The organism is Bradyrhizobium sp. MI1.11, from assembly GCF_055811255.1.
Window position 1 is genome coordinate 70,538 of the sequence record NZ_JBVVPM010000029.1, and the last position, 10,041, is coordinate 80,578.

14 protein-coding genes are annotated in these 10,041 nt (G+C 58.9%); 11 read left to right on the top strand and 3 right to left on the bottom strand.

Annotation, left to right across the window (positions count from 1 at the left end; genetic code table 11):
- Positions 1–45: 45 nt before the first annotated feature.
- The 8 genes from AC0L30_RS26270 (at position 46) to AC0L30_RS26305 (ending at position 4,881) form a co-directional block, all read left to right on the top strand.
- Positions 46–579, top strand: coding sequence for a hypothetical protein (locus AC0L30_RS26270; protein ID WP_473405568.1), 534 nt, complete (start codon positions 46–48; stop codon positions 577–579).
- Positions 579–1,154, top strand: coding sequence for a hypothetical protein (locus tag AC0L30_RS26275; RefSeq protein ID WP_473405569.1), 576 nt, complete (start codon positions 579–581; stop codon positions 1,152–1,154). Before AC0L30_RS26270 ends, AC0L30_RS26275 begins: the two co-directional genes overlap by 1 nt.
- Before the next feature lie 164 nt (positions 1,155–1,318).
- The gene (locus AC0L30_RS26280) at positions 1,319–1,834 is read left to right on the top strand and encodes an HK97 family phage prohead protease (RefSeq protein ID WP_473405570.1); all 516 of its coding nucleotides are present in this window, start codon (positions 1,319–1,321) and stop codon (positions 1,832–1,834) included.
- A gap of 116 nt (positions 1,835–1,950) precedes the next feature.
- Positions 1,951–2,289 (top strand): P27 family phage terminase small subunit, encoded by a 339-nt coding sequence (locus AC0L30_RS26285; RefSeq protein ID WP_007591172.1) that lies wholly within the window; start codon positions 1,951–1,953, stop codon positions 2,287–2,289.
- Between the two features lie 226 nt (positions 2,290–2,515).
- Positions 2,516–2,875, top strand: a complete 360-nt coding sequence (locus AC0L30_RS26290; RefSeq protein ID WP_473405571.1) for a hypothetical protein — start codon at positions 2,516–2,518, stop codon at positions 2,873–2,875.
- 1 nt (position 2,876) lies between these two features.
- Positions 2,877–3,167: a hypothetical protein gene (locus tag AC0L30_RS26295; RefSeq protein WP_473405572.1), complete on the top strand. Its 291-nt coding sequence runs from the start codon at positions 2,877–2,879 to the stop codon at positions 3,165–3,167.
- Positions 3,164–4,393 (top strand): glycine-rich domain-containing protein, encoded by a 1,230-nt coding sequence (locus AC0L30_RS26300; RefSeq protein ID WP_473405573.1) that lies wholly within the window; start codon positions 3,164–3,166, stop codon positions 4,391–4,393. The genes AC0L30_RS26295 and AC0L30_RS26300 overlap by 4 nt, the downstream gene beginning before the upstream one ends.
- An 11-nt stretch (positions 4,394–4,404) precedes the next feature.
- Entirely contained in the window at positions 4,405–4,881 is a 477-nt protein-coding gene (locus AC0L30_RS26305; protein WP_473405574.1) for a hypothetical protein, read from the top strand.
- Positions 4,882–5,154: 273 nt separating this feature from the next.
- Here the strand turns inward: AC0L30_RS26305 and AC0L30_RS26310 are convergent, their stop codons facing one another.
- On the bottom strand, positions 5,155–5,340 hold the full coding sequence (locus tag AC0L30_RS26310; protein ID WP_473405575.1) for a hypothetical protein: 186 nt from the start codon (positions 5,338–5,340) through the stop codon (positions 5,155–5,157).
- 119 nt (positions 5,341–5,459) lie between these two features.
- Here AC0L30_RS26310 and AC0L30_RS26315 point away from each other — a divergent pair, with 119 nt between their 5' ends.
- Positions 5,460–6,731: a hypothetical protein gene (locus AC0L30_RS26315; RefSeq protein WP_473405576.1), complete on the top strand. Its 1,272-nt coding sequence runs from the start codon at positions 5,460–5,462 to the stop codon at positions 6,729–6,731.
- The gene (locus tag AC0L30_RS26320; protein WP_473405577.1) at positions 6,728–7,522 is read left to right on the top strand and encodes a hypothetical protein; all 795 of its coding nucleotides are present in this window, start codon (positions 6,728–6,730) and stop codon (positions 7,520–7,522) included. Before AC0L30_RS26315 ends, AC0L30_RS26320 begins: the two co-directional genes overlap by 4 nt.
- A 27-nt stretch (positions 7,523–7,549) precedes the next feature.
- On the opposite strand, the gene AC0L30_RS26325 is transcribed toward AC0L30_RS26320, so the two are convergent.
- Together AC0L30_RS26325 and AC0L30_RS26330 are read right to left on the bottom strand one after the other, a co-directional pair.
- Positions 7,550–8,035 carry a hypothetical protein gene (locus tag AC0L30_RS26325; RefSeq protein ID WP_473405578.1) on the bottom strand — a complete coding sequence of 162 codons (486 nt, stop codon included), beginning with the start codon at positions 8,033–8,035 and terminating at the stop codon, positions 7,550–7,552.
- Complete coding sequence (locus AC0L30_RS26330) at positions 8,022–8,588, bottom strand: hypothetical protein (protein WP_473405579.1); 567 nt, start codon at positions 8,586–8,588, stop codon at positions 8,022–8,024. Before AC0L30_RS26330 ends, AC0L30_RS26325 begins: the two co-directional genes overlap by 14 nt.
- A 259-nt stretch (positions 8,589–8,847) precedes the next feature.
- On the opposite strand from AC0L30_RS26330, the gene AC0L30_RS26335 reads away from it, so the two are divergent.
- Positions 8,848–9,759 carry a hypothetical protein gene (locus AC0L30_RS26335; RefSeq protein WP_473405580.1) on the top strand — a complete coding sequence of 304 codons (912 nt, stop codon included), beginning with the start codon at positions 8,848–8,850 and terminating at the stop codon, positions 9,757–9,759.
- The last annotated feature ends 282 nt before the right edge of the window (positions 9,760–10,041 follow it).

The following is a 10,041-nucleotide window of genomic DNA, read 5'->3' on the forward strand; positions in this document are numbered from 1 at the left end:
CCACAACTTGCAACACACCACACAAATCACGAGGAGGATGGCCAATTGGCCACGCTCAACCAAACGCTTGACGCCATCCAGCGTCATGTCGGCTTCCCACGTTCGCGTGGCTATAGCGTCGGAAGGCGCCTCCAGGAGGCGCGTCTACTCCCGCTCGGTGGACCCGGCATTGCGCCTGAACTGGATCAGCGAGACGTTTGCCTTTTGCTCGCCGTCCTGATGTCTGCTCCCGTGTTGCCTGAAGCCGTGGAACACGCGCACGCCTATTCCGTCATGACGCCGGGTGGCGTTGTCCTGTCGGCCGCCGCACCCAACAGCATCCCGCGATCAGCGCTGGAATATCTGGAACTGAAATCCGAAATCACTGTGAGCGGGACTGCCGATGCCGTCGATGATGTTCGGGGCCATCGATTCGAGTTCGTTCATGGCTGGCGCGAACTTGCAGCATACACGCCCGAGGGCACCGTTACGCGGTTTGTTCTGCCGGGACAGTTAGCGTCGCATCAACAGGCGCCGCACCGAGTTGCCGGCGTGGTCAAGGGCGATGCATTCGTAAGTTTGATGAAGGACTTGTTTTGATGGCACCTCTCACGAAGAAACCAGCCGACGAATTCCGCATTCCCTCATTGGCGGAAGCAAGCCCGGAATATGCAGCGCTACTGCAAAAGCAGAGCGATCTGTACGTACTGCAATCCAAGCTCAATGGCGAGCTGCGGGATATGCAGAAGCAGATCGACGCGACCGGCGATAGGGGCCCGCGAGTTTCAACGCGAGTAGCCGAGTTGCTGGGCGACGCACCCGACTCTGCGCCGATGCTTCGAAAACAGGCGGGGGACATCCGCAAGGAACTCGCTGACGTGGAAGCCGCCATCGAGATCGTTAGGCGGCGTCTTACCGAAGCGAAGGGGCCAGCGAGCGTGGCCGCGTGCCAGATTTCCAGGCCGGAATACGGTCGTCGTGTTGTGGCTGTGGTGAAGGCGCTCGAAGCTCTCGCCAAAGCGCGAGCGGACTACGACGATCTGAGAAATCAATTCGAGGCCGAAGACGTCGCTTGGACGTCGCTGGTGCCAATGTCTCTGGGGTTTTTGGGAGATCGCCACGACGGTCACCTGACGCGCGCTGTAAAGGAAATGAAGGAGGCGGGTTATGTCTAAAGGTTCCGAGCGCACGTCCGACGTCTCGGACAGAAAGCCAGTCCGACGCAGCGTCAAGATGCCTGGCGAAAGCCGACACTCCGAATGCTCGGACTCACCAGCCGTGATTGCGCGCAAGCTAATGCAAGCAAAGCGCGAGAAGAGATTGCGGGTGACGCAGCGCAATGGCTGAAACTATTTCAGGATTCGCCATTTCCTGGAACAGGCCGGCTGTCATCGCGGGCCTGTTTGAGGAACGCTTTGCGCGCGGTGCATTTGACAAGCACCTCGCGCAGAATCCAGATGTCGCCGCGCTATGGGCGCACGATCAAAGCAGGCCACTGGGGCGCATCAGCAACGGGAGCCTCAAGCTGCGCTCGGACGCAATTGGACTCTATTACTCGCTAGAGCCCAATCCTGAGGCGCCGTTAGGGCAGGAGGCCTTGGCCACCGTGGGCAATGGCACAGTCACCGAAGTCAGCGTCTCATTCACGCCCGTGGTTGAGGAATGGACGGACGATGGGGATCTACCTAAGCGGCTGATCACCGAGGCTAAGCTTTTCGAGATTAGCTTGGTGCTGTGGGGAGCATATGGCAGCGGCACCTCGGCCCAGATTAGCCGGGCGTCCAGCAACAACGAGGCAGCTCAACGTCGGATAGCCGCGAGACGTGAAGCCATGCGCGCCCGCGGCATTTTGTAGGCGGGTAGGGGGAGGGCTGGGTCAGTTTTCAGCAAAAATTCGCCTTCGCTTACCGGCGCCTTCCTCGAACGCGCGAGATGGGTGCCCCGGTTCAAAACAAAAATTTGGAGAGTTAATTGACCACCCCAAAACCACCCTCGCACCTCAAGCCCGCGACCCGGAAATGGTGGGCAAGTGTTGTCGCGGACTTTGAGCTGGAGCCGCATCACTTGCGTTTGCTGCAATTGGCGGCGGAAGCCTGGGACCAGGCGCAGACCGCGCGTGAAGTTCTTGACCGTGACGGGCAGACCTTTCTCGATCGCTTCGGCCAGCCGAAGGAGCGGCCGGAGGTCGGTATCCTGCAAAACGCCCGGATTTCGTTCGCCCGATTGCTGCGGGAGCTGGCGCTTGATGGGGTAGACGGGCCAGAGGCGCCGCGCGCGCCGAGAACCGCAGATTATGGGGCTCGTCGCTAATGCCGGTCAGAGCGCGCAAGAATAGACGTAAGCAGGCGGCTGGCCTCGAAGAGTGGAGAAGCGTGTTCGAATGCCAATTTGATTTTGATCGCGACCTCGAAGGCGCTGGCATCATCCTTGACGCCTACGACAGACCCGATCTGGAGGTTGCGCGCGCAGCCTGGCAACGCCTGGGTGCCGAGTTCATGCGGACGCTGCCTCCGCGCCATCCAGCGCTAAGGCCGCCATGGGCTTTGACCACATTCGGGCCGCCTTGATGCCCGCGCGGTCCAGACGAGATCGGCGGCGCAGAACGTCGCACATAACCAGCGAGGCCGCTGCCCTGTTTCGGCAGGGCATTCGCGCGCCAAATGACCAGGCCCTCAGGATCGCCTTAGCCGCCGCGCTTGGCCGCTCGAAATTCCGGGCCAGCCCGCTAGATCGCGAACCGAGATCGTTGCTCGGCTGTGACCGCGAGCCGGTGGAAGTCGTGCTCGCGTTGAGGGCGCAACTGCTGAAAGAGATCGGTGAGAAGCCTTCAGCCACCAGCACTCTTGCCCGCTCAAAGCGGGCGCTGATCCCGTCAGAACGACTTGGAGAAATCTGAAATGAACGCGTTGATTTCCTCGGATTCCGAAAAGACCTACGGCCTATGGAATCCTACCAGCGACGGTCGACGAAACGGGCGTGAGGCTGGGCGACGGCTGATGACCGCATCCGCGGAGAGTCTGGCCGAGATGTCGGCGAAGATCGAGGCGGGCAAGCTTGAGGCGCTCCAGATGTTGGGCAATCGTCAGCATGTCTACGAACAGGCGCTCGGCGAATATCATCGTGCGTTCTACGCCGAAATTGAAATTTGGCTCGCGAAGGAAAAGTCGCGGAAAGGCGTTCAAGCATGACTCTCCCAACCTACTCGACCGGCACTGTCTCAGTTGCCAACGGCGGCACAACCGTAACCGCCTCCGGCGCGATCTGGTCCGGCGCCAATGCCAAGGAAGGCGATTTTTTCGTCCGCTCCGATGGCTTTGCACTGATCACGGCCGTCACCGACAACACGCATTTGACCATCACGCCATGGCCCGGCGCGACCGTCAGCGGCGGGGCGTACTCGATTGTGCAGAATTACAATGGCCGCATCTTGGGTGTCGCGGCTGCGCAAGATGTCGGCACGATGCTGACCGCTCTCAAAACGCAGGGGTTTTTCTTCTTCGTCGCTCCGGGCGCTACCGCTCCTGATCCGTCTTACGGCGCCGATGGTCAATACGCGTTCCAGCCGGACACGGGTAAGTGGTGGCTGAAAACCGGCGGCGCGTGGGTGCTTACTGGTTCGCCCTACGGCTTGCAGCCCGCGATGAACCTTTCAGACCTCGCGGATGCGGCGACGGCGCTAAACAATCTCGGCGCGGTTTCGGCGGCGAACAATCTGTCCGATCTTACGGACGCAGCAGCGGCGCGTTCGAATCTCGGCGCCCTAGGAGCGGTCAAAAAGCAAGTATTCACTTCGTCCGGCCCCTATACTCCGGACGCGCATCTGATTTATGCGATCATTGAGTGCTTCGGCGCTGGTGGCGGCGGCGGTGGCGTGGCGGGTAACTCCGCGAATGCTGCAAGCGGGGGTGGCGGCGGTGCGGGCGGCTATTCGCGCACAATCGCTTCGGCAGCGACGATCGGAGTATCGAAAACGGTAACTATCGGCGCGAAAGGCAACGGAGCCGCAGCGGGTAATAACGTCGGCAGCAATGGCGGGCAGACGAGTGTGGGCGGACTCTGCATTGCGAATGGCGGTAACGGCGGCGGTGGAACGAACAGCTTCGCGATGCCCTCTGGAGGAATAGGGGGCGTCGCTGGCGTCGGCGATATCACGACTTCCGGCGCCCCTGGGAACGGCGGATTGTCGATCGCTGCCTCTGTTGTCAACTCGATGATTTCAGCCAAAGGCGGTGACAGTCATCTCGGCGCGGGTGGTGTGGGCGTGTTTTCTAACGCGGGTGTGGCGCTCGGCGGGTTCGCTCAAGGCTACGGCGGAGGCGGAGCCGGCGGATCACAACACGGTGTCACGGCGAATGTTGCCGGCGGCGACGGCTCGCCGGGTGTCGTCATCATCACCGAATTCTGTTCGCAATAGGGACAAGCACGATGAGCATCTTTGCCGTAGTCGACCAAGAGACCGGACTGATCGTCAATCGCATCGTGCTTGATGATGGCGCGGCGTGGACCGCGCCAGAGGGGCATTCCGTCGTCGAGGAATCATCGCAGGTGTTTCAGATCGGCGGTCGCATCCTTGGTTCGGTCTACACCCCGCCGGCCGCTCCGGAGCCGCTGCCAGAGCCGATTCCGTCCTCGATCAGTGACCGGCAGTTCTTTCAACAACTCGCGGCTGCTGGCATCATTACGCAGGATCAGGCGCTGGCCTCGAACGCCGCCGTCATCCCGCCGCCGCTGCTCGCGATTATCGAAGCCATGCCGCCCGATCAACAGTTCGCGGCCAAGATGCTGGTTTCAGGCGCGACCATATTTGAACGCAACCACCCGATGACGATCGCCATCGGTACGGCTTACGGCATGACGTCGGATCAGGTGGATCAATTCTTTCGGGATGCGGCGGCGCTTTAACCATAATCGGCCTCGTGCAAGGCTCGGTCTGCGCGCTAGGATCTCTAGTTCGTTGGAGCCGGATATTTACGCGCGAGCGCATCAAGCGGTTCTTGGCTCTCCGCCTCGGTTAATTTCCTCACAATGAGGATCTTGTGCTCAGAGCGTTTTCGATAGAGATCAAAATGGTCCGGTGACCAGATTTCGGCCGCCGGACCGCGGAGGCTTTGAAGCCAGACGAGGGTATGGGCGCGGTGTTTCATATCGGAGCCAATAGCGGAATCCAGCTTTCGTTTACCGCTGATGGCCCAGACCAATTCCCAGCACGATGGCCTTCTGGCGTAGCGCGCCCTCGGTTCGCTTTGTCATCTTGGCTATCTTGATAACAGGCGTACGCGCCTTTGAGTGCGCCTTAAGTTCCTTGACGTCGGACCTGGTCCACTCGCGGCGAACAGTCTTCTGCTTTGTCTTCTTGGCCAACGTGACGCTCCTTCGATGTTGAGGGCGCGGTCTAACAATATAGTGCGCAATTCGCAAGCCGCGCACTTATCCAACCAACGCGCGATTTATTTGAATCGCGTCTTCACCGACAGGAACCAATGGCAAACGACCTCGTAGTACAACTTGGCGCGAAGCTGGATCAATTCGCCAGCGATATGAATCAGGCCGGCGATATGGCGGATAGCGCCATTAGCCGGATTGAGCAGTCGTTCGCGAGCCTCAACCCGACAGCTGGTGGCTTCGCTTCACTTGGCACGGCAGCGGCTGGCGTCACTGGTGTTGTCGGCGGACTGCTTGCCGCGATCACTCAGGTAAACAGCCAACTTGCCGACCTTCAGAAGAACGCTGAGTTTACTGGGCTGACGGCAGAGCGCTTCCAACAAATTCAGTTCGCCGCAGGACAGGGCGGAGTTTCGTCCGAGGACTCCGTCAACGATCTTCGGAAGGTGGCTTCGCTGCTGGCAGATGCCAAGGAAAATGAGAACTCTCTCACGAAGCTGCTTGATGCGAACAACATCAAATACAAGGATCGCAACGGTCAGGTCATCAGCCTTAACGAATTGCTGACGATCGCAGGCGGACTGATCAACAAGTTCGATTCTCTACCCGAAAAGACGAAGGCCGCGCAGATGCTCGGCCTTTCCGAGGGTTGGGTTGAGGCGATCCGTAACGGCAGCAAATCGTTCGAAGAGATTGCACAGAGTGCAGACGCAGCAGGCGTTATCATCGACGGCGCTACAGTTGCCAAGGCTGCTGCGTTTGACCGTGCGTGGAAACAGTCCTCCGCGCAACTTGCCGCACAGTTTAAGTCGGTTTCGTCGGACATCGGCGGCTGGCTGGACGAACTGATCGATAAAGCCAATGATCTAGTTAAGACGGCACTTGCCTCGCAGAATATTCAGTCTGGCAGTGGGCAGAGCCTATTCGATAGGTACGCAGACTCCGCGGACATTTTCCAAAAGAACCTCCGCGGCGCAGCTCAGGACGTCGACCAGGTCAGTCGCGCCATTGATGCGCTGAACAAGTCTGGCAAGGGCGACCCAGAGATCGTCTCCGCGCTGGAATTGATCCGAGCTAAGGCGCAGCTAGCCGCAGAGATGCTGAAGGCTGCAGCTGAGGCGGAGTCGAAAGTTGCTTTTCCAGGCGGCGTGCCTACTCCCGCTGCCCGGCCAGCGTCGGCTAATAATGCTGACCCCAATGCTGCGCACTTACCGAAGCGCAAGGACGGTGACGAAGCTGCAGACGCATACGATCGCGCCACGGAATCCTTGAACAAGTACATCGCCACGACCAACGCTGGGGCTGAGGCGCAGGGTAGGGGTGCGGGGGCTATTGCGGCGGCGCGCGCTGACTTGGAGGTTGGGAAGTGAGTGCAATCAACGGTTACGTTCGAAGCAACGCGGCATTCCTGCTTACAGATGGCCTTTCGTATGTTGAGGGAATCCCACAGGATGTGACTCTCAACAAGGCTCATCGGCTGCACGGGTTGAATGCCGTGCTGTCAGCCACTGGTCCGGCACAGCTCGGCGAATGGATGTCGACCCGCCTTGTATACCGGACCTTTGACGATTTGATTGAAACTGCCGATTGGCAAATCAAACATTTCTTTCATCGTTACGCGCGCGAATTCTGCGATAACGACGCGGTCTCCTGCATAGTGCTGGCGGGCTGGCACGAAAAGGAAAATCGGCCGGCGATATACTGTGTTGAGTTACAGACGTCCGGCTCTCCAAAAGCAATATCGCTCAGACAGAACGCCGGTTTTGTTGAGGAGAAGCACGTTGCCGTCAGTTTGAGGGAGTTATCGATTGTTGCGATGCCACCGCCATCGCGTGAGGAGTTTAAAGAGGCAGGCTTTGACTTGATTGCCGATGTGGAGAAGGTCGACCCCGGATCTTACTTGCTGCATTGCATGGAGATTCAGCGTCGCAAACGCTTCGAGGGGCGTCACGTTGTCGGCGGGCTTGCGGTATTGTCCACGATCACAGCCACAGGAGTGGAGCAGCGCGTTGTGCACGTGTGGCCGGAAGATCGACCCGGCGAGCGCATTGAGCCGGTGCCGATTGATTGGGCTGCGTACAGGGAGCGCGCTGGGTTAACCGGGCCATTGCGCGAAGGCGCGCCCGCTGGTTCGGCGGCCACGATGGTGGCGCCTGGATGAGCGGCTGGTCAGGAGCATTCGCACAAATCATTCTCGAGGCGCGGCGACTTTGAGCTTTATTGGTTCCAGCGAACCATCGCGAAAGTGGCCGGAAAATTCAACTATCACTCTGTCGCCCGGGCTATCCGACTTTAAACGTAGCATTCCTGAAACTGCATCAGCGCCCCCTGCGGGATTGACCGAAACATCAAGGCTCCAATTCAGCGGGATCGTGTGATGCTGGGGCGACTCCAATTTCATCGCGTCGATAATTTCCCCGTGCGGTTTTATCAGCTTGGCCTGCTTGAAAGTGATTGCTCTTTTTATGTCACGGAAGCCAATTTTCAAGGAGTACCGACCCTCTTGATCAACTTGCGAGTTCCAGCGCATCCGTATCGAGGGAAGCTGACTCTGCTTAGCAGCTTTACGTTCGCGGTGCTTGTCCACACGGGTCCAAACAAAGGTGGCGCCAGAAATCAGCAGTGCCACCCCCGAGATCACGCGAGCAAATAAATCGGGATCAGATGCTGCCATGCGCTGCTACCTTCGACTTAGAAAAAACTGCGAACCCGGAGTGAGCCTCCACTACGCCCCAGGCAAAGCAGCCAATCGAAGTCGCGGCGGCCAAGACGGCAACATATCGGAAAACCTCCCCAATCACGCCATAGCGTTTGGAGGCCGGCGTAGGGCGCAGAAATGGAAACTCGTATTCACGCTGCTTTCGGCTCGAGTTGCTGGCGATCATCAGGTTAGTAAAATAGGAAGCTGCGGTCGCGATCATCGCCGCCACTAGCCCACTCGCAAAGCAGATCAGCGGCTCACTTATCTGCGCAAGCTGGTCAATCGATAAGAGAGACTTCGAAGCCATCGTTCCGATAAAGGCGAGCATAGCGACCGAACTGCCGCCATTGATTAGGATCATGGCCTTTATGGCTTCTTCCCCTGCCTTAACAGCAGCCTCATTTGCGCTCTTGCCAAACGCTGTCTCCAGATCGTGCGCGCGCTCAGCTACGCGCACGCGCATTTCCAATTGCTCTTTTGGATCCAAGACCGGTTTGGGATGCGGGAGCTGTTGCGGTGCGTCCATAATTCCTCAGTGAAGCCAGCGATAAAACGCCCATCCGGCCAGCAGCAGGGCAGCAAGCACGAGCTCGAATCGGCGAGGTCGGGATATCCAACGATCCTAGCGCGGGCGACTTGGGCAGAATAGTGCGCTGATTCGCCAATATCGCGCCCCGACTCAGGAGCCGCCTTCCATCGCGCAATCCAGCGCTGTGGAGGCGAGCATGTCGCGTGTCCAAGCATATCGATCGCACGAAGAGCGTAGCGCGGCCAGGCGGAAGTGGATGAACGTGCCTCCCGGCATGACACCCGAGCTTGCGGACGAGTTCATGCGGCGGTTGCGGGCAGGGGAGACGCTGCGGAGGATCACGTCAGGCGACAAGCGATGCGGCCCTGCATTGGTCACCCCTCAGCGTTTCAAGAAGCATTGCGAGTTGCACCCCGAGTGGGATGTGGAGGCGAGGCGCTTGGTCGAGGCCAACTTCAAGGCTGCCGATGCCTCAAAGGGATGGAAAGGGGGCAGAGCGCATTGTAAGAGCGGCCATCCCTACGCGATCTACGGCATTCTACGGAAGAATCATTGCGGCCGCGCTTACCGGTATTGCACCGCGTGTGTGGGTGAATCCTACAAGGCTCCGAAAGCTCTACCTTCCTCCGAAGTGATCGAAAAGGCGCAGCAACTCTTGAGGGCGGGCGTGCCCGTCAGGCAATTCACCACATCTCAGCTGCCCGGGTACCTCTGCAAATTCAGGGTAGTCAGGGCCATGCGCTTGCATGTACCTGGATTTAACGAGATGGTCTTGATGAACCAAAGCAAGATGCGCCGGATCATCAATCCGACCATAACAACGATCGTAAAACCGAGTGCACATATCCTACCGCGTTCGACCAACCTAAAAGCTTCAGGGTTGACGGGCCAGATCGCGGGCAATTCGGATTATTTGTTCACCATGGTCGATGACGTTGTCTCGCGTGCTTTGCCGCGCGACATTCGTATGGAGGTGATCGGCATGGTCGTCCTTGATGTGTTGGATGGCAAGATCCGCCTCGCCGACATCAAAAAGGTCGGGAAAAAATACGCGAGCAACCTCTACGGCGAGCAGAAGTACACTGTCTCTCTCGACGCGCCGGCCTTCCGCGATGGGAATATACCCCTCATCGAGAGGTTGTCGGAAGCCGATGGAATGTGGGCATAGCCAAGCACTGACGCGCCGAAGCGCCCCGAAAGGAGGGGTGGATTTTTTACCGAATCAGGGCAAGGTGTCCGTGGGCCTGATAACCCGGACCAGAGCTATAGCCGCACATCCTTGGTCAGGATGCTCCCGATTGGCGTCGGGGGTGACGGCTGAATGAAAGTGCCAACTCTTGGCATTTTCGACGGACGCACTTGGCGGTGCGGCTCCGAACCCTGCCTTTATGGCCGGGGTCGGGCGTGCTGTCCAGAGGGTAAGACTTCCCAGTCCCTCCCTTAAAAGCGC

Coding starts and splice junctions, on each gene's coding strand:
- AC0L30_RS26290 (WP_473405571.1), top strand. CDS start 2,516: ATGGGCTTTGACCACATTCGGGCCGCCTTGATGCCCGCGCGGTCCAGA.
- AC0L30_RS26330 (WP_473405579.1), bottom strand. CDS start 8,588: ATGGACGCACCGCAACAGCTCCCGCATCCCAAACCGGTCTTGGATCCA.
- AC0L30_RS26280 (WP_473405570.1), top strand. CDS start 1,319: ATGGCTGAAACTATTTCAGGATTCGCCATTTCCTGGAACAGGCCGGCT.
- AC0L30_RS26275 (WP_473405569.1), top strand. CDS start 579: ATGGCACCTCTCACGAAGAAACCAGCCGACGAATTCCGCATTCCCTCA.
- AC0L30_RS26315 (WP_473405576.1), top strand. CDS start 5,460: ATGGCAAACGACCTCGTAGTACAACTTGGCGCGAAGCTGGATCAATTC.
- AC0L30_RS26300 (WP_473405573.1), top strand. CDS start 3,164: ATGACTCTCCCAACCTACTCGACCGGCACTGTCTCAGTTGCCAACGGC.
- AC0L30_RS26335 (WP_473405580.1), top strand. CDS start 8,848: ATGAACGTGCCTCCCGGCATGACACCCGAGCTTGCGGACGAGTTCATG.
- AC0L30_RS26325 (WP_473405578.1), bottom strand. CDS start 8,035: ATGGCAGCATCTGATCCCGATTTATTTGCTCGCGTGATCTCGGGGGTG.
- AC0L30_RS26305 (WP_473405574.1), top strand. CDS start 4,405: ATGAGCATCTTTGCCGTAGTCGACCAAGAGACCGGACTGATCGTCAAT.
- AC0L30_RS26295 (WP_473405572.1), top strand. CDS start 2,877: ATGAACGCGTTGATTTCCTCGGATTCCGAAAAGACCTACGGCCTATGG.